At 45.4% G+C, this 18,899-nt stretch carries 12 protein-coding genes and 1 pseudogene; 6 read left to right on the top strand and 7 right to left on the bottom strand.

The features are described from left to right. Positions 1 to 399: 399 nt before the first annotated feature. From ruvB to aspS, 5 genes are all read right to left on the bottom strand, one after another. Complete coding sequence (ruvB, locus tag L1D55_RS04060) at positions 400 to 1,416, bottom strand: Holliday junction branch migration DNA helicase RuvB (protein WP_004741092.1); 1,017 nt, start codon at positions 1,414 to 1,416, stop codon at positions 400 to 402. A gap of 199 nt (positions 1,417 to 1,615) precedes the next feature. Further along, positions 1,616 to 2,227 (bottom strand): Holliday junction branch migration protein RuvA, encoded by a 612-nt coding sequence (gene ruvA, locus L1D55_RS04055; RefSeq protein ID WP_063523072.1) that lies wholly within the window; start codon positions 2,225 to 2,227, stop codon positions 1,616 to 1,618. A 92-nt stretch (positions 2,228 to 2,319) separates the two neighbouring features. Then, the gene (locus L1D55_RS04050; protein ID WP_239916599.1) at positions 2,320 to 3,780 is read right to left on the bottom strand and encodes a methyl-accepting chemotaxis protein; all 1,461 of its coding nucleotides are present in this window, start codon (positions 3,778 to 3,780) and stop codon (positions 2,320 to 2,322) included. Positions 3,781 to 3,993: 213 nt separating this feature from the next. Continuing rightward, a complete protein-coding gene (ruvC, locus tag L1D55_RS04045) occupies positions 3,994 to 4,515 on the bottom strand; it encodes a crossover junction endodeoxyribonuclease RuvC (protein WP_004741095.1) in 522 nt (173 codons plus the stop codon). A gap of 147 nt (positions 4,516 to 4,662) precedes the next feature. Then, entirely contained in the window at positions 4,663 to 6,444 is a 1,782-nt protein-coding gene (gene aspS / locus L1D55_RS04040; RefSeq protein WP_239916598.1) for an aspartate--tRNA ligase, read from the bottom strand. A 318-nt stretch (positions 6,445 to 6,762) separates the two neighbouring features. Here aspS and L1D55_RS04035 point away from each other — a divergent pair, with 318 nt between their 5' ends. From L1D55_RS04035 to L1D55_RS04010, 6 genes are all read left to right on the top strand, one after another. Further along, positions 6,763 to 7,647 (top strand): DUF72 domain-containing protein, encoded by an 885-nt coding sequence (locus tag L1D55_RS04035; RefSeq protein ID WP_239916597.1) that lies wholly within the window; start codon positions 6,763 to 6,765, stop codon positions 7,645 to 7,647. A gap of 139 nt (positions 7,648 to 7,786) precedes the next feature. Next, positions 7,787 to 8,515, top strand: coding sequence for a carboxy-S-adenosyl-L-methionine synthase CmoA (gene cmoA / locus L1D55_RS04030; protein WP_239916596.1), 729 nt, complete (start codon positions 7,787 to 7,789; stop codon positions 8,513 to 8,515). A gap of 90 nt (positions 8,516 to 8,605) precedes the next feature. Continuing rightward, the gene (cmoB, locus tag L1D55_RS04025; protein ID WP_239916595.1) at positions 8,606 to 9,577 is read left to right on the top strand and encodes a tRNA 5-methoxyuridine(34)/uridine 5-oxyacetic acid(34) synthase CmoB; all 972 of its coding nucleotides are present in this window, start codon (positions 8,606 to 8,608) and stop codon (positions 9,575 to 9,577) included. Positions 9,578 to 9,817: 240 nt separating this feature from the next. After that, complete coding sequence (locus L1D55_RS04020; protein ID WP_004741100.1) at positions 9,818 to 10,558, top strand: ATP-dependent zinc protease; 741 nt, start codon at positions 9,818 to 9,820, stop codon at positions 10,556 to 10,558. Between the two features lie 17 nt (positions 10,559 to 10,575). Continuing rightward, complete coding sequence (locus tag L1D55_RS04015; RefSeq protein WP_239916594.1) at positions 10,576 to 12,081, top strand: inactive transglutaminase family protein; 1,506 nt, start codon at positions 10,576 to 10,578, stop codon at positions 12,079 to 12,081. 3 nt (positions 12,082 to 12,084) lie between these two features. Next, positions 12,085 to 13,065 (top strand): alpha-L-glutamate ligase-like protein, encoded by a 981-nt coding sequence (locus L1D55_RS04010; protein ID WP_102424593.1) that lies wholly within the window; start codon positions 12,085 to 12,087, stop codon positions 13,063 to 13,065. Between the two features lie 135 nt (positions 13,066 to 13,200). On the opposite strand, the gene fdhF is transcribed toward L1D55_RS04010, so the two are convergent. Both fdhF and L1D55_RS04000 read right to left on the bottom strand, forming a co-directional pair. Further along, the gene (gene fdhF, locus L1D55_RS04005) at positions 13,201 to 17,436 is read right to left on the bottom strand and encodes a formate dehydrogenase subunit alpha (protein WP_239916593.1); all 4,236 of its coding nucleotides are present in this window, start codon (positions 17,434 to 17,436) and stop codon (positions 13,201 to 13,203) included. Between the two features lie 207 nt (positions 17,437 to 17,643). After that, positions 17,644 to 18,830 (bottom strand): annotated as a pseudogene (locus tag L1D55_RS04000) (ISL3 family transposase). Between the last annotated feature and the right edge of the window lie 69 nt (positions 18,831 to 18,899).

Genomic DNA, 18,899 nt, shown 5'->3' with positions numbered 1-18,899 from the left:
GCTGGCGCTAATATTACTGGTAAAATCAGTATGTTTCAAAAGGTTTATGGGAGAACCCTGCGTTGATTTGTATCAAATTTATTCGTGCAAATTAGGGTTATTTTTGAACAATTATGATTAAAATCACACCAATTTGGCTTGTCTTAATAACACTGCATGATAGCTGTGACAAAACCTCAGCACACCATCAACATTAGAGTCACAACTACCCATAAAGTATTAACAAGAAATATGACAACTTATTTCAATTTTTGTTAGCTAAATCAAAGCTGAAATCAAAGTTTTCATTTTTGAAGCGCTCTATTTGAGCTTTATAACGACTCGCGCAAAGAGTTGTTATTCAGTAAAACGCAAAAAATCCCAGCGCTTATGCAACTGGGATCTTTAAAAATGAATAATCTAGCGATTGGATGGTCTATCTATTCCAAAGTGTAAATAGGCTCTGTCGGTCGCAATTCGGCCTCTTGGTGTTCTTTGTAGATAACCTTGCTGAATCAGATACGGCTCTAATACATCTTCAATGGTGTCTTTTTCTTCACCAATGGCTGCGGCCATGTTATCAATACCAACAGGGCCACCACCAAACTTCTCCATGATTGCCAGTAGAAGCTTTCTGTCCATATAATCGAAACCTTTAGCATCGACATCAAGCATGTTCAGTGCGCTATCTGCGACCTCTGGGCAAATATGACCATTCCCCTTCACTTCCGCATAGTCACGAACACGGCGCAATAAGCGGTTTGCAATACGTGGTGTACCACGAGCACGACGGGCAACTTCTAATGCACCTTCCGCTTCCATCGATAAACCAAGGCAATCGGCACTGCGCTGCACGATGTTTTGCAAGTCTTCGACTTTGTAATACTCAAGACGTTGAGTGATACCAAAACGGTCACGAAGTGGAGAAGTCAGTGAGCCAGCACGAGTGGTTGCGCCAATCAAAGTGAAAGGTGGCAGGTCAATTTTAATTGAACGTGCCGCAGGGCCTTCACCGATCATGATGTCCAACTGATAATCTTCCATAGCTGGATACAACACCTCTTCAACCACAGGGCTTAAGCGGTGGATCTCATCTATGAATAGCACATCATTTTCTTCAAGGTTAGTTAGCAGCGCCGCCAAGTCACCAGCTTTCTCTAATACAGGGCCAGAGGTAGTGCGAATGTTCACATCCATCTCATTGGCAACGATATTCGCTAGTGTCGTTTTACCAAGACCGGGAGGACCGAATATCAACAGATGATCAAGCGCTTCATTACGCAACTGTGCCGCTTTGATGAAAATCTCCATCTGGTCACGAACGTGGTCCTGACCTTGATAGTCGGCGAGTGCCTTTGGTCGTATTGCACGATCGATAACATCTTCATCTTTAAAGACCGGGTTGTCAGGAGCAATAAGGCGATCTGCTTCAATCATAGAGAGTTCCAATTTAAGAGTGTTAACTCTGTTATCTTTCAATTCTTGTTAAAAGTATCACCGACGTTAAAGAAAGCGAAGGTAAACACTCGTTTGACCTAACGTCGAGGCATAAGAGCCGACACGCTAGGTACAAGTATCTTTTATCAGCCACACCTCAACCTTTTCGATTGAACTGGAGCTGTATTATCAAGTTCGATTAGACCATCGATTTTAAGGCTTCGCGAATAAGCTGTTCACTTGTCATGCCGTCTTTCGCGATTTGAGAAACCACCTTAGAAGCTTGGGTTGGTTTGTAGCCTAGTGCAAGTAGCGCACTTACCGCTTCTTCTTCAGCATCATGAACCGTTGGCATAGAGTCAATCGGTGCAGCGTCTGTCGCAGGAGTAAACAGGTCGCCTGCACCCCACCCTTTCAAGCGGTCTTTCATTTCGACAACAAGACGTTCCGCGGTTTTCTTACCAACACCAGGAAGTTTCACTAGCGTAGAAATGTCTTCGCGTTCAACACTCTGAACAAACTGGCTCGCCGTCATACCAGAAAGGATACCAAGGCCAAGTTTAGGGCCAACACCGTTCGCTTTGATCACTTCGCGGAATAGCGCACGCTCTTTAACTGTGTTGAAGCCATAAAGGAGCTGCGCATCTTCGCGAACTACAAAATGTGTGTAGATAATTGCCTCTTCGCCTACATTCGGTAGTTCATAAAAACAGCTCATTGGCATTTGTACTTCGTAACCAACACCACTGACTTCAATCAATAATTCTGGTGGCTGTTTTTCTATTAATGTACCGCGTAGACGTCCGATCACAATTCACTCTCTTGATGGAATTTAATTTGAGGGACAGAATATAAAAGAACTGGATGCTTATCCAGTTCTTTGTGGGTTTTCGAGGGAATTATTTAAGCCTGTTTAGCTTGGGAGACCACGCGATTTAAGCTTTCAACCAATTCCTTAACTGAAGTGACATGCCCTGTCAGTTCAGAGCCATAGTTAGCCACCAAACCCGACACGGATTTGGTTTCAGCAACGCTCTGCGCCACTTCAGAGCTGGCAAGATCGAGCTCTTTTAAAGAGTCCATCTGCATCGCCATAATATCGGTCAATTGGTTCACATCAGTAGAGATAGTCTGAACCTCTGAAATAATGCCGTTCATTTCATTGGCCGTAGTTTCGATGATCGCTCTGCCATGCTCCACTTCCACTTTACTGCGATCCAACAAGCTTCGGATCTCGATGGCTGAATGACTACTTTTTGCTGACAGCTCCCTTACCTGGTCGGCTACCACAGCAAAGCCTCTCCCCTGCTCGCCTGCGCGAGCCGCCTCTATTGCGGCATTCAGCGCGAGTAAGTTGGTCTGTTCTGCTACCGAAGTGATTAAGTCAGCCACCTTCATGATCTCTTGATTACTTTGTATGATTTGACTGATAGCTCCGGTCGAGGCCTCAAGAGACTCAGAACTCTTTTGCGCTTTAGTACCAACGGCTTCACTGCGCTCTTTGAGTTCACCGACAAACGAATTCGACTCTTCGATACCTTGCGTCATCTGGTGCAGTTGCTGGCTCATCTCCTCAGCTGCACTCGCCTGAGATTCACAATTGATGTTCAATACTTCAACTTGCGCATGTAAATCTTGTGACTGTTGTTCTAGATGCACAGAGACACCCTGTAAGCTTTCTGAATTCGAGTTGGCTTGGTCGAGCACAACTGACAAGCGCCCTTCACTTTGTGTCGCTTGGTTGGCGACCTGCTGACTCTCTGAAATCGCTTCTTCTGCCATCTCGATAGCGACTTCTTTTTGCATGGCTGTAAATGCTTGGGCAATGCAGATCACCACCAGCGGCATAATGACACCCGACCATGTTTCGACAACCACAGCTTCCGGAGTAAGCACTAACTGTGGAAATGTGAATCCGTTTAGATGAGCGGACGTCATCACCAAGGAGACACCAATCACCAACCCACTCCACACCAGAGCGACAATGCGTGTTCCTGATAAAAAGAAAGCAACCACTAACAAAGGCACCCAATAAGCCTGCGTCGAGTCCACCACACCGCCACTTTGATAAATGATATTCAGTGCGTGTACCGCCATACCCACAAAACCAAAGTTAAGTGCCAAACTTGGTTTCCCGGTAACGCGGAGTAACGTGGCTGAGAGCAGTTCAAAGACGATAAGGAACACAGAAGTAGCAACAAGCAACTGCTCTCCATGTTTTGTCCATTTGATTAAGCTGTAGATACCGACAAAGAAAGCGATGAAAGTGAAAAGTAATAAGATGTCGGCTTGTCTGGTTTGATTGTTGTTCCATTCGCGAGTTTTGGGCAGAAATAGCACGCGCCACAACTTGATAGGGTTCATCAGTGATCATCCTTGATTAACTTATAAGACCTCCGACCAATGTTAATATCATGTTAAATGGGACGCAATGTTATGATCTAGGTTCTGTTCGAAAGATCTCATTTCGTCAGGGATTTAGCGGCATATTGCTTTGATCTGAGCCTAACCAAACGCAAGGCTCATCAGTATAACGAGGGGAAGTGATATATGAAGGAAGCTAACTGGCGGAGAGAGTTAACGATAGCGCCCTTTTCTCGCTCCTGTCGCTTTACCTGCCAGCGCAATCAAGGTTTTGTTGGTGTTGGCGTGGGTAATCGCTACGCCTAACGCATCGGCAGCATCGGCTTGTGGTCTCGCTGGTAACTTGAGCATGCTCATTACCATGTTTTGAACCATAGACTTATCAGCACCACCATTACCTGTCACCGCCTGCTTAATCAAACGAGCGGCGTATTCATGAACCGGCAAATCTGCATTTACAGCGGCCACAATTGCGCTACCACGAGCCTGACCTAACTTAAGTGCCGAGTCCGCATTCTTTGCCATGAAGACCTGCTCAATGGCAAACACATCCGGCTGAAACTGAGTAATGATTTCACTTACCCCAGCGTAGATCTGCTTGAGTCGGCCGGGAAGCTCTTTTTCCGAGGTACGGATGCACCCACTGCCTAAGTAATGCAGATGGCGACCATTTTGACGAATCACACCGTAGCCGGTAATGCGAGAGCCGGGGTCAATCCCCAAGATAATAGACATAACTTCTAGTACTGATTATTTATACATGCTTTATCAGCTTAGTATATCGAACGATAAAAAAAATGCCCGTTAAATTAACGGGCATTTTTATTTACTAAACAAAAAGTCACTCCAATAAAGAGTCACTTAAAAGATAGAGTACTTAGCTTATTCAGCCGACTCTTCTTTTTGTGCTGCTTTAACTGTGATTGCTAGCTCTTCCAAAGATGCTGGGTTTGCTAGGCTTGGCGCGTCTGTTAATAGACATGCTGCAGCTGTTGTTTTCGGGAATGCAATAACGTCACGGATGTTCTCAGTACCACAAAGTAGCATTGCTAGACGGTCAAGACCGAATGCTAGACCAGCGTGTGGTGGAGTTCCGTATTGAAGAGCATCTAGTAGGAAGCCAAACTTCTCTTGTTGCTCTTTCTCTTCGATACCTAGGATACCGAATACAGCCGTTTGCATCTCTGCGTTGTGAATACGAACAGAACCACCGCCCACTTCGTAGCCGTTGATTACCATGTCGTATGCGTCAGAGTTTGCCGCTGCTGGGTTCGCTTTTAGCTCTTCCGCAGTCACACCTAGTGGAGATGTGAATGGGTGGTGCATTGCGTGTAGGTTACCTTCGCCGTCTTCTTCAAACATTGGGAAGTCAACAACCCACAGTGGAGCCCATGCAGATGTATCTGTTAGCTCTAGGTCTGTACCTAGTTTAAGACGAAGTGCGCCCATTGCTTCAGCAACGATGCCTGCTTTGCCTGCGCCGAACAGAATGATATCGCCAGATTCAGCTTCAGTACGGTCTAGAATACCGTTGATTACGTCTTCGCTTAGGAATTTAGCAACTGGAGATTGGATACCTTCCATGCCTGCTGCACGGTCGTTAACCTTCATCCAAGCTAGACCTTTCGCACCGTAGATGTTTACGTACTCTGCGTAACCGTCGATTTGCTTACGAGTTAGCTTAGCACCACCTGGAACACGGATAACCGCTACACGACCTTTTTCGTCGTTAGCTGGGCCAGAGAATACTTTGAATTCAACGTCTTTAACTAAGTCAGCAACGTCAACAAGCTCTAGTGGGTTACGTAGATCTGGCTTATCAGAACCGAAACGACGAATCGCTTCAGAGAAAGGCATTACTGGGAATTGACCTAGTTCTACATCTAGAAGCTCTTTCCACATATCGTGAACTAGCTTTTCAGTGATGTTACGTACTTCTTGAGAAGACATGAACGATGTTTCGATATCGATCTGAGTAAATTCAGGCTGACGGTCAGCACGTAAATCTTCATCACGGAAACATTTAACGATTTGGTAGTAACGGTCAAAACCAGACATCATCAGCAGTTGCTTGAACAGCTGAGGAGATTGAGGAAGCGCGTAGAAGCTGCCTTTGTGAACACGGCTTGGTACTAGGTAGTCACGAGCACCTTCTGGAGTCGCTTTAGTTAATACTGGTGTTTCGATATCTAGGAACAGGTTCTCGTCTAGGAAACGACGAACGAAGCTAGATGCACGAGCACGAAGCTTAATGCGATCGCTCATTTCTGGACGACGAAGATCGATGTAACGGTACTTAAGACGCTGTTCTTCAGAGTTCGTTTGGTTGAAGTCTAGTGGAAGCGCTTCTGAACGGTTGATGATCTCTAGACCAGTCGCGTAAAGTTCTACTTCACCAGTAGCCATGTCTTTATTTACTTGGCTGTCAGGACGAACACGTACTTCACCAGTAAATTTGATACAGAATTCATTACGCAGTTGGTTAGCGATCGGGAAGATATCTTTCATATCTGGATCGACAACAACCTGAACGATGCCTTCACGATCACGCATATCAATAAAGATAAGACCGCCTAAATCACGGCGACGGTTTACCCAGCCGCACAATTCTACAGTTTGTCCCGCCAGGGACTTGTTCAGGTTACCACAGTAATGGGTACGCATAATGAATTTCCCAATCTCTTAATAATTTACTAATTTCCAAGCTGTAGGTGTCAAAATAGCCCTACAGAGCTTTTTACCTAACAAAGCAAGGAATCATTTATACGCGGAAACTCGGTTAAAATCGACCTTCCACACTCGAATTTATTGTGTTTTATCTGGCTTTGCTGCTTTTTAGCTCATCAAACGCGCAAAGATTCACCAAAACCAAAAAAATTGCGATAATTATATCTCGAAAGTACCTTAATCAGCAAAAGTCTCGTACAGTAGATTTTCATTTCGATTAAAAGCAGTAATGTGATGACTAATGGTGCAAAAACGATGGACACTTTACCTCTAAGACTTGGATTAACCATGTGGTCTCATTCTGAGTGGCAAAGTCAGTTCTACGGTAAAGGCACCAAGCCCGCAGAGCGCCTTGAAAAGTACACTCAAGTTTTCCATACCGTAGAGGGCAATACGACCTTTTACGCGACGCCGAGTATGACTACGGTGCATAACTGGAAAGCGGCAAGCCACGATGACTTCAGGTTCACCTTTAAACTGCCCAAATTCATCACGCACCAGCAACAACTTAGACATTGCCAAGCCGAGCTCAAAGAGTTCTTAATGACGATGTCACCTCTTCACGATCGCATAGGTCAGTGGACCATACAGCTACCACACGCTTTTGAACCGAGCATGCTTCCTGCTCTGCAAAAATTCTGTACCTTGTTTCCAAAGGAGATGCAGCTCGGCGTTGAAGTTCGCCATTTGGGTTTCTTTGATAAAGGCGATGCTGAAAAGCGCTTTAACCAATGGCTTGTGGAGGAAGGTATTAACCGCATCATTATGGATAGTCGCCCTGTTTTTTCTGCGCCGCCAACCACAGAAGCGGTAATCGATGCCCATCAGAAAAAACCACGCGTGCCTGTTCATGCCATTGCGACGGCCAATAATCCAATGATTCGATTTATTGGTCACCCTGACCAAGCGCCAAATATCGAGTTTTTCAAACCTTGGTTTAGCAAAATCCCGCAGTGGTTAATTGACGGCAAACAACCGTACTTAATGATCCACACCCCAGACAACAATCATGCGCCGGAACTCGCGAGCGCCATCTATGAGTTATTGCAAAAACAAGTGTCTGAAAATACGTCACTATTACTACCTGACCTGGAGCAATTTCCAGCTCAAAAAGGCAATCATCAAATCTCGATGTTTTAAGGCTTCTTGTACATACAACAGTAATCCTCATCAGTAATCTGAGTTTTCGTGACAGCAGTCCTATTTTTTCGTAAAATACGCCCCCTTTTATTTGGTACGAGCTTTGTACCAATAACGCTGACTGTCGAGAGAGAATGCCATGAGCAACAAAGACAACATCTTTTCCGCTCCTATTGATAAAATTGGAGACTTCACCTTTGATGCAAGGGTCGCAGAAGTATTCCCGGATATGATTCAACGCTCAGTTCCTGGCTACAGCAACATCATCTCAGCTATCGGTATGTTAGCGGAGCGTTTCGTAAAACCGCATTCAAACGTTTATGACCTGGGTTGTTCTCTTGGCGCTGCAACACTTTCCATGCGTCGTCACATCCAGCAAGAAGGCTGCACAATTTTCGCTATCGATAACTCAGAAGCGATGGTTGAGCGCTGCAAATTGCACGTTAACGCTTACCGCAGCGACACGCCTGTAGAAGTCATAGAAGCCGATATCCGCGAAGTCGAAATCAAAGATGCTTCGGTAGTGGTGCTTAACTTCACGCTGCAGTTCCTATCGCCAGACGATCGCTACGCCCTACTTGAGAAAATTCATGCTGGCCTGCGCCCAGGCGGAATTCTAATTTTGTCTGAGAAATACGTATTCGAAGATGAAAGCTCGAACGATCTGCTTATCGATCTACACCATGATTTCAAACGTGCTAACGGATACAGCGAACTTGAAGTGAGCCAAAAACGCAGCGCGATTGAAAACGTGATGCGCCCAGACTCTATCCCTGTGCACAGAGAGCGCTTTGATAAGATTGGCTTCTCAAGCAGCGAAGTATGGTTCCAATGCTTTAACTTTGGTTCAATGTTCGCGATTAAGTAGCGCACAAACCCGTTTAGCTCGCACTAGAACGTCATCCTCACTGTAGTGAATGACACGATAACTTTTACACCACCAATTCAGTGAAAAACTATGTTTAATTTTGCCAATTTTTATCAACTTATTGCCCAAGATACTCGCCTACAGCCGTGGCTTAATGTTTTGCCACAGCAACTGACGGATTGGCAAAATGCAGAGCACGGTGATTTCGATCGTTGGTTACGCGCGTTAAACAAAATTCCACAAGACGTACCAGATCAAGTTGACCTGAAAAATTCAGTGACGATTGGTAGTTCTACGCCATACCACTCAGGTGAACTGAAAAAGCTAGAAAGCTTATTGAAAACGTTCCACCCATGGAGAAAGGGTCCTTATACCGTTCACGACATCCATATCGATACAGAGTGGCGCAGTGACTGGAAATGGGATCGTGTGCTTCCACATATTTCTCCATTGAAGAACCGCTCGGTGCTAGATGTTGGCTGTGGTAACGGCTACCACATGTGGCGCATGCTAGGTGAAGGGGCACGCTTAACTGTGGGTATTGATCCTTCTCACCTATTCTTGATTCAATTTGAAGCTATTCGTAAGTTAATGGGCAACGATCAACGTGCTCATCTTCTACCTTTGGGTATCGAACAGCTACCAAAACTTGAAGCCTATGACACAGTATTCAGCATGGGTGTGCTGTACCACCGTCGTTCTCCACTGGATCACCTTATTCAACTGAAGGACCAATTAGTGTCTGGCGGTGAATTAGTGCTTGAGACTCTAGTGATTGAAGGCGATGAGAACGCAGTATTGGTTCCTGTTGATCGCTATGCACAGATGAGAAATGTGTACTTCTTCCCTTCTGCTCGTGCACTGAAACGCTGGCTTGAACAAGTTGGCTTTAAAGATGTACGCATCGTGGATGAGAATGTCACAACAATTGGTGAACAGCGCACCACTGAGTGGATGACCCATAACTCTCTGCCGGATTACCTAGATCCGAACGACCCAAATAAAACTGTTGAAGGTCACCCTGCGCCGAGACGCGCTATTCTTATCGCAACCAAGCCATAAACTAAATATTCAAAAGCCAAAATTGCATCGTAACAAAATTTGTCTCTAGAGCTCATTTATTTTCTAAAACAGATCAATGTTTAATAAATGAGCTATTTCAAATAGCAATAATTGGCGTAGCGCTCACATTGCGATTCAATATGACCAGACTCTTACAATAGGATGCTTCACGCATCCTTTTTTGTGGGCTAAACTTCTAAATAGTCTGAACTATTCTCTAATTTCCCAAAGGTTTTTTTTATGTTTAAGCGATTATCGCCAATTGTGGCGGTTGGTTTGCTCTCTGGTTGTACCCTAACTAATGGTGCGGCCTACCACCAAGAAACTCTCGACGCTATTGCCCGCTCAGAGACAAACATCGCAAATAAGGTTCAAAATCTTGAACTGCAACTAAGCAATCAAAGTGATTACATTGAAAGCTTAGAAGACGAAATAACAACCCTTTCCCAACAGCTTGATGTCCACCTAACCAGCATGGAACACAAAGTGATTGAAGAACTGGAAGAAGAAGAGCCAGTCGCTGTTGCAGCGGCTCCTGTTGCTCCAACTTCACAGCCTACAATCCTTGGTGGCATCGAAAAAGTCTCTATCGACTCTATCAAACAAAGCTTCGATGCTCGTGTTGATACGGGTGCAACAACATCCTCTTTGAATGCTGTCGATATCAAAGAATTCGAACGTAATGGCAAAGATTGGGTGCGATTCCACCTAGCTGATAAATCACAAGCGACAGAAGATCAAAAATGGATTGAAGCGCCTGTCGTACGTTATGTGAAAATCCGTCAGTCAACGACCGACCAAGCAGAACGTCGAGCTGTGATCGAATTATGGGTTAAAGTTGGAAAAATCCATGAAAAAGCGCAATTTACATTGGCGGATCGTTCTCAAATGAGTCACCCTGTATTACTAGGGCGCGAATTTATCAAAGACATCGCGCTAGTAGATGTAAGTAAACAGTACGTACAAACGGAAGCCAAATAACAATAGTAGGGTAAGCTATGACGTCACGAATTCCATTTTATATCTCTATTTTCCTGCTCATTGCAGCAGGTATAGCACTGAGTATGTTCAGACATACGACCTATGGTGTTCCTTGGACCCCAGGGGAAACCAGACAGGTGTGGGACATTGAAGCTCGTATCGAATTCAATGCAGTAGGCAAAGAAGCGAAGGTTTCATTAGCGGCTCCTCATACTCAGTCTAACTACACTCTAATCAGCGAGTCAGCTTCATCACCAGGCTACGGTATCTCTTACTTGAATACCGAATCAGGTCGCCGTGCTGAATGGTCTATACGCTATGCTGATGGCCCACAAACCATCTACTACAAAACTCAATTCTTAGTCGATAGCCAAGCAAAAGTTACTGAGAACCCACCAGAAGGTGAAGTTGCTCAACCAAGCTTCGATGGACCAGAAGAAGCAGCATCGATTGCTTTGATTGACCGCGCAACCAAGCGTTCAGCGGACAACCTAACCTTCACTCGTGAGCTCATCAAAACGCTAAACGATCCAGACAGCCAAAACTCAGCGCTGCTTCTGAACAACATGACCAAAGTAGAAGCGACACACAAGCTACTTTCGGCAGCAAAAATCCACAACAAAGTGGTTGGTGTTATCGAGCTAGAAGATGGTCGCCGTCGTCAATCCATTCAGAACATGATCCAAGTTTGGGATAACGATCAGTGGATTCTGTTCTCCCCTGAATCAAGCGAACAACAAGTTCAACCAAACCTACTTATCTGGGACGAGTCGAACGTATCTCTGTTAGATGTTGTTGGTGGTCAAAACAGTAAAGTTCACTTCTCTATGATTGCTCAAGAGATTACTCCTACTGAAGCAACCAACAGCAAAGTCTCTGCAGACCAATTGTTGAACCTATCGATTCACAGCCTACCGTTAGAAGAGCAAGCGATGTTTAAAACCATCATGCTAATTCCAATCGGTGCTCTGATTGTTGTGTTCTTGCGCGTTATCATCGGTTTGAAGACATCTGGTACTTTCATGCCTGTTCTGATAGCAGTAGCCTTTGTTCAAACACAATTGGTTACGGGTATTGTCGGTTTCTTACTGATTGTCGGCACAGGCCTTATTATTCGTAGCTACTTATCCAAGCTCAACCTGTTACTGGTGGCCAGAATATCCGCGGTGATTATCACGGTAATCATGATTATTTCTGTGTTTACCGTGGTTGCTTTCAAAGTGGGTCTAACTGAAGGTCTTTCTATTACGTTCTTCCCAATGATCATCCTATCTTGGACAATCGAACGTATGTCTATCCTATGGGAAGAAGAAGGCGCGAAAGAAGTGGTTCTTCAAGGTGGTGGCTCACTATTGACTGCCGTACTTGTTTACTTAGCAATGACTAACCCGTTTATTCAACACCTAACATTTAACTTTATCGGTCTACAACTGATTGTCCTAGGTGGTATTTTACTACTAGGTACTTACACTGGTTACCGCTTAACTGAGCTACGTCGCTTTAAACCGCTAGCGGAGGATTAAGTTATGTTTGAACAGTTTACTTCGCCGTTTAAGTTGAAAGACAAAGGCATCATGGGGATGAACAAGCGTAACCATAGCTATATTGGTCGCTACAATGATCGCTCCAAGTATCCGTTAGTAGATGACAAGCTAAAGACTAAAATCATTGCGGAACAAGCAGGCGCGACAGTGCCTAAACTTATCGGCGTGATCAGTCACCAAGCTGAAGTAAAGACAATCCACAAGATGGTTAAAGAGTGGCCGGGTTTTGTAATCAAGCCAGCTCAAGGGAGTGGTGGTAAGGGCATCCTTGTCATCACCTCACACAAGGACGGCGTTTACACTAAGCCGTCTGGCTCAACCATTAACGAAGAAGATGTAGAGCGTCACATCAGTAACGCTCTTGCAGGTCTTTTCTCACTAGGTGGTAAGAACGACGTTGCCGTAGTAGAAAACCTGATTAAGTTTGACGAATGTTTTGACGGTTTCAGTTACGAGGGCGTGCCTGATGTACGTATCATCGTATTCAAAGGCTACCCTGTTATGGCGATGATGCGTCTTTCTACTTCAGCTTCTGATGGCAAGGCTAACCTTCACCAAGGTGCTGTTGGTGTAGGGATTGACATTGCAACGGGCAAAGCGGTACGCGCGGTTCAATTTGACCAACCAGTGACGCATCACCCAGACACAGGTAAAGAACTGGCACTGCTACAAGTTCCTCACTGGGAAAAGCTACTGATTCTTGCTTCAAGCGCTTGGGAAATGACTGGCTTGGGTTACATGGGTACGGACATGGTTCTAGACCAAGAAGAAGGCCCAATGGTACTTGAGCTTAACGCTCGTCCAGGTTTGGCTATCCAAATCGCCAACGGAGCAGGTCTACTTCCTAGATTACAGCATATTGAAAACCTTGGTACACCCGCTGAATACCCAAAACCTGCTGAGCGTGTTGCTTACGCTGCAAAACAATTTGGTGTTCACAGTAATGAGATTGTTTCAAGCTAAGCCTACAACTGAACTTAGAACTCTATCAGTTGCTAGCTTGCTAACTCAATAATTACCAAGCTTAATAAAAAAGCCGCATAACTCTCAGAGTTACGCGGCTTTTTAATGCCTGCTATTTCATTCTAAGCAATTCAGCTAGGCTTCTGCCTGTGCTGTTTTAACTTCAGGCTCACACACTGGATCAATGCGTACTGCCGCCACCTTGAATTCTGGGATCTTGGCATGTGGATCGGTCGCGGTTATCGTCAAGCGGTTCACTGGAGACTCTACAAAGTGGAATGGAATAAACACCACCCCTTTTTGCATTCGCTTCGTCACAAACGCTGCAATCTCAATCTCACCACGACGTGTTGATACCCTAAGCATTTGACCATTGGAAACCCCTAAGGCCTCGGCATCATGAACACTGACCATCGCTCTCGGCCCCGCTAGGTTATCCAATCCTTTGGTTTTACGTGTCATGGTTCCGGTATGGAACTGCTCTAAAATACGCCCTGTCGTGAGCACCAACGGGTACTCTTCGTCCGGAAGCTCAGCGGCATAACGAAACGGAATTGCCTCCATTTGGCCACGTCCACGAGTAAACTGAGTCTGGTGCATGATACGTGTGCCGTCTGGATTGTTCTTATTGCTTGGCCACTGCACACCATTCACCGTAATGTTATCCCAACGCAAACCTGCGTACTGTGGTGTTACACAAGCAATCTCGTTAGTGATATCAGCTACCGACTGGTAGTTCCAGCCACCACCCATGGCATTCGCCAGCATTTGAATGATGGCCCAATCTTCCTTCGCTTCCCCCGGAGGTAATACCGCAGGATTGATGCGCTGCACGCGTCTCTCAGTATTAGTGAAGTGACCTGACTTTTCTGCAAATGAGCAAGATGGCAAAACCACATCCGCATATTGCGCCGTTTCCGTTAAGAAGATGTCTTGCACAATAAGGAAATCCAACGCCTCAAGTCCTTCAATCACGTGCGCTTGATTTGGGTCACTCAATACTGGGTTTTCACCCATCACGTACAAGGCTCGAACCTCTCGGTTACATGCACCGTCAATAATTTCGGTGAGTGTTAGTCCGGTCTCCGCTGGTAAATCAGTAATACCCCACTCCATCGCAAACTTCTGACGCACCATTGGGTTATAGACCTTCTGATACCCAGGTAGGTTATTTGGCAATGCCCCCATATCACACGCACCTTGAACATTGGATTGACCGCGTAACGGGTTGATACCGCCCCCTTCAATGCCAATGTTGCCACACAGAAGTTGCAGGTTAGCAATAGAGCGAACGTTATCGTGCCCTGTCGTGTGTTGCGTAATGCCCATGGAGTAATAAACCGCCGTGCGCTTTGCGGTACCAATCAAGCGCGCCATCGCGAAGATATCTTCAGCTTTAACGCCTGTCACCAGTTCTACTTTGTCTAGTGAGTAACTTGGCGACATCACCTCTTGCAACAAGGTATCAAAGCCTTCCACACGTTCATCAATGTAATCTTGGTCATACCAACCATGTTTGATAATTTGCTGCATCACACCGTTGATTAGCATCACGTCTGTACCCGGTCGATGTGCTAAGTAAAGCTCAGCATGATCGGCAATATCGATTCTTTTTGGGTCTGCGACAATCAAACGCGCACCGTTATGTCTTACCGCCTGCTTTATGTGCGAGCCGATAATCGGGTGTGCGGATGTAGTATCAGAGCCAATGATGAAGATGACATCCGAGTGTTTGATGCTTGGGATATCATTAGTCATCGCCCCACTACCCAGCGAAGCCTCAAGTCCAGTCACTGTCGAGGCATGACAAAGGCGAGCACAATGGTCGACGTTGTTGGTACCAAGCTCACGGCGAATGAATTTTTGGAACGCATAGTTATCTTCATTGGTGGTTTTAGCCGATGAGAAACCTGCTAATGCATTACTGCCAAAGCCTTGTTTAATCGCAGTGAACTTATCGGCAATCAGCGTGATGGCTTCTTCCCAACTCGCAGGTTGCAACCAACCATCTTTACGAATCAATGGGGTTGTGAGGCGAGCATCACTACTCACGAAGTCAAAACCAAAGCGCCCCTTAACACACAGCATGCCTTCGTTAACCGGAGAGTCACCACCTTCGATATAACGAATCTTATTCTTCGCTTCATCGACATGCATGGTTAGCTTACAGCCCACACCACAGTAGGTACAGATGGTATCGACCTTCTTGAGAACGTCGGTGTCACCTTGCTTTCTATCACGAGCATCCACCATTGCACCGGTTGGACATGCTTGAATACAAGAACCGCATTGAACACAGTTCGAGTCGCCCATTAAGGTCTGGTTCACCCCGAAATTTGGACGACACTCAGGCCTTGAAGCTGGCTTGCCATCAGTCTGATTCATGAAACTTAGGACGCCATGAACATTCTGTTCGCGACATGCTTGAATACACTGCCCACAACTAATGCAGCGGTTAGCATCGAAAATAATGAATTCAGAGCTATTGTCGACAGCAAACTTCTGTCTTGTTGAACCCACTTTCGCTTCTTCTGCGCGAATCGCTTGCCAGCTTTCATTTGAAGCAATATCGATTTTGTATTCAGGATGCGTTTGAGTTGCCTGGTACTCAGTCGAGTAATCACGTAGGTCACACTTCGTGTTGGCTTGGCAACCACATTCTAAACACCTTGCCGCTTCTGCAATGGCATCGGCATTATCAAAGCCAGTTTCGACTTCTTCAAAGCTTTGCTCACGCTGCTCTGGAGTCAGCTCCGGCATAATTTTTCGAGCCATACGTTGTATCGATTTATATTGCTCAGGATCGACCGCTTTAAGCTGCTTATGCTTTCTTGAGTTAAACGGTTTAACCGGAATATTTTCCATATCACCATTGAAGAATCGGTCGATCGCTTGTGCAGCAATACGTCCGTCTCCTACTGCTTCTACTGCAGTCGCTGGACCACGTCTGAAATCACCGATACTAAATATGTTACCGGTACCTGTATGCATGGTTTGCGGATCAGCGTCCGCGGTGTTCCAACGTGTCAGTGGGATATCAATCTCTTCGTTATCCATGAAGCTTAGGTCTGGCTTTTGCGAAACAGCTGCGATGACCGTATCGAATGCTTCAACAAAAAACTCACCTGTTGGTTTAGGACTGCGACGGCCAGACGCATCAGCAGGTCCAAGCGCCATGCGCTCTAATCGAATTTCTGATACATGGCCATTTTCATCAGCGATATTCTCAGCTGGGTTAGTCAAGAAGTGGAACTTAACGCCTTCGTGTTCAGCCTCTTCGATTTCGTAATCTTCAGCTGGCATTTCATCTCGCGTGCGACGATAGATGAGTGTGGTATCAGCACCATCACGAACCGCCGTTCGTGCGCAGTCAATTGCGGTATTACCACCGCCAATAACCGCCACTTTTTTACCCGTAGTGAACTGTTTGTCGGTGACATAATCTTTCAGGTAATCAACACCTAAATAACAACCGCCAAGGTCGCTACCTGGATAATTCATTTCAACGGCTTGTGATGCACCGACAGCTAAGCAGACCGCATCAAAATCACGACTAAGATCTGACAAGGTAAAATCGACACCGAGCTTCTTGTCACACTCTACAACCATTCCGTTACGACACATCAGTTCGATTTCTTTATCTAGAATCGACTTTGGTAAGCGATATTCTGGGATGCCATAGCGCAACCAACCACCAGCTTTAGGCATCGACTCATATACACTGACATCATAACCCTCATTCGATAGGTAATAGCCCGCTGTTAAGCCACCAGGGCCACTCCCAACTATCGCTATACTTTTGCCTTTGCTCGCCTTCTTCGGCGGCATATAGCTCTCTTGAGCTGCTAAATCAGCATCGGCTGCGTGTCGCTTGAGTTGGCGAATCGCAATCGAATCATCGACTAAGTTTCTTCGACACTCGGTTTCACAAAAGGCCGGACACACACGACCAATCGATAGTGGCATCGGCAGTGTTTTCTTAATGACTTCGATCGCTTTGGTATGATCATTTTGTGCAATATGATGTAGGTAAGACTGGATATCTACTCCCGCCGGACAAGCAGTTTGGCACGGCGCTTCACAGTCAGCATAGTGGTCTGCCATGATTCGATTCAACGCGTCCTGTCTGTGAGAAGTTAGCTGTTTAGATTGAGTTGTGATGTTCAAGCCGTTGGACACTTCAAGCTCACAGGAACGAGTCATACCCACACCATCCACTTCAACCACACACAGATCGCACGGGACTTTGTCCCCTGTCTTATTCAAACCGCATAGAGATGGGATCTCTAGACCACATGTTTTTGCCGCCTCAAGCACGGTCTGCCCTTGTTCGACGATTCGAAATTTCCCATCAATAACGATCTGAATCATATTGAGTCCTACCTTCAAGTTTGCGTACGAGTCACGCTCAAAAAATAATTATCGGCACGGTATTACAAGCGTGCCGCCACTCATTACCATACATTAATTGTGGTTTTGTGCGTGTGACTTCAAACAAGTTCTATTGAGATTAACCACAAGGTATGAGTGGTCTTATCAGTTATTCAAAAAGGCTAGATTCGAGGCATAAAAAAAGGTTCATCGCGGCTTTCCGGGGAAAGCCGCTTTTATCTTCAAGAAGAAGTAGTCTGTATCTCGATACCCATACCCCATTCGCTTGATTAACTTTATTTTGTTGTTTATCCCTTCCAATGTGCAGGTGTTGAGCGGATAACTTGCCGATCCAATAATACCGTGAAGATAAGGCCTCAGTTTTCGTGCGAACTCTTTCAATGGCTTAATTCCACTTTCTTGCACTTGTGCCCACCATACCTCCCCTTAGCATGTGCTTCTGATTCACAATACCAAAGCTCTTTGAGTTGTGAACCGAGTATATAAGTGGTCATTAAGTCCTTATTGATATTCAATATTTCGGTAAGGTAACTATCTTGCCGTGGATTTAAGTTGCTTCTATTTTTCAACAATACCCAGCGTGAACGCTTGACCCATTGCCTCGCTTTTTTATCTTGCTTGAGTTTGTTGGCTTGGTCGACTCTGACTCTATCCATCACCTCACGACCGAACTTAGCAACAACATGGAATAAGTCGTAAACGATTTTTGCGTTCGGGCAGTGCTCTTGAACTTCAAGATCAAAAGCCGTATTCATGTCCATTGCGACCGCTTCGATATTGTTGCCATGCTTGCCTAACTGCTCGAAGAACGGTCGTATGTCCTTGCGGCTACGGCCTAACCCTATCCAAATGACTTGGTGAGTCTTAGCATCAGCGATGACTGTGGCATATCGGTGCCCTTTAAAGATGGCGAACTCGTCCATGACGAGTTGCGTTAACTCCTCCCATTTCACCGAAGGTACAACTTGGCGAAGTCGACGTTTATCTATCTCTTTAATGGTGTGCCAATGAACGCTCGTTAACTGGGAGATATGCTTAATTGGAAGAAGAGGCAGTAATTGTTCTATATAGCTTTTTAGGCGTTTCGTTATACGAGCATAAGGCTCCAACCAAGATAGAGACTCTGTTTTTATGCCGCAGTCACGACACTTAATCCTTCGAGTTTGAACGGAAAGTTCAACAGGAACACTGAACAACATGGCCTCTTTCACATGACGCCATTGATACTCATGGATAGCCTCGGCTTCAAGACCGCAAAGGCATTTAGCCTCAGAGTTAGGTTTAAGAGTCAGTGTAATAAGTGATGCTGTCTGGTGAGACTTTACTATTTTAAAGCCTTCCCAGAATGAAGATAGGAAAGTATGATTCGGCATGAAAACGGTAGTTTGTGTATGATTTTTGTTTGGCGACTAAACCATATCACTTACTACCGTTTTTGTTTT

Origin of the sequence: Vibrio sp. Isolate22 (genome assembly GCF_022398115.1) — a bacterium.
GTDB lineage: Bacteria > Pseudomonadota > Gammaproteobacteria > Enterobacterales > Vibrionaceae > Vibrio.
The sequence above is the reverse complement of the archived record's forward strand: the minus strand, read 5'-3'. Positions and strand labels throughout refer to the sequence as shown.

Excerpts from the sequence above, each read along its gene's own strand:
- ruvB (WP_004741092.1), bottom strand. The coding sequence starts at position 1,416 with ATGATTGAAGCAGATCGCCTTATTGCTCCTGACAACCCGGTCTTTAAA.
- L1D55_RS04050 (WP_239916599.1), bottom strand. The coding sequence starts at position 3,780 with ATGAACCCTATCAAGTTGTGGCGCGTGCTATTTCTGCCCAAAACTCGC.
- ruvC (WP_004741095.1), bottom strand. The coding sequence starts at position 4,515 with ATGTCTATTATCTTGGGGATTGACCCCGGCTCTCGCATTACCGGCTAC.
- aspS (WP_239916598.1), bottom strand. The coding sequence starts at position 6,444 with ATGCGTACCCATTACTGTGGTAACCTGAACAAGTCCCTGGCGGGACAA.
- L1D55_RS04035 (WP_239916597.1), top strand. The coding sequence starts at position 6,763 with ATGGACACTTTACCTCTAAGACTTGGATTAACCATGTGGTCTCATTCT.
- cmoA (WP_239916596.1), top strand. The coding sequence starts at position 7,787 with ATGAGCAACAAAGACAACATCTTTTCCGCTCCTATTGATAAAATTGGA.
- cmoB (WP_239916595.1), top strand. The coding sequence starts at position 8,606 with ATGTTTAATTTTGCCAATTTTTATCAACTTATTGCCCAAGATACTCGC.
- L1D55_RS04020 (WP_004741100.1), top strand. The coding sequence starts at position 9,818 with ATGTTTAAGCGATTATCGCCAATTGTGGCGGTTGGTTTGCTCTCTGGT.
- L1D55_RS04015 (WP_239916594.1), top strand. The coding sequence starts at position 10,576 with ATGACGTCACGAATTCCATTTTATATCTCTATTTTCCTGCTCATTGCA.
- L1D55_RS04010 (WP_102424593.1), top strand. The coding sequence starts at position 12,085 with ATGTTTGAACAGTTTACTTCGCCGTTTAAGTTGAAAGACAAAGGCATC.
- fdhF (WP_239916593.1), bottom strand. The coding sequence starts at position 17,436 with ATGATTCAGATCGTTATTGATGGGAAATTTCGAATCGTCGAACAAGGG.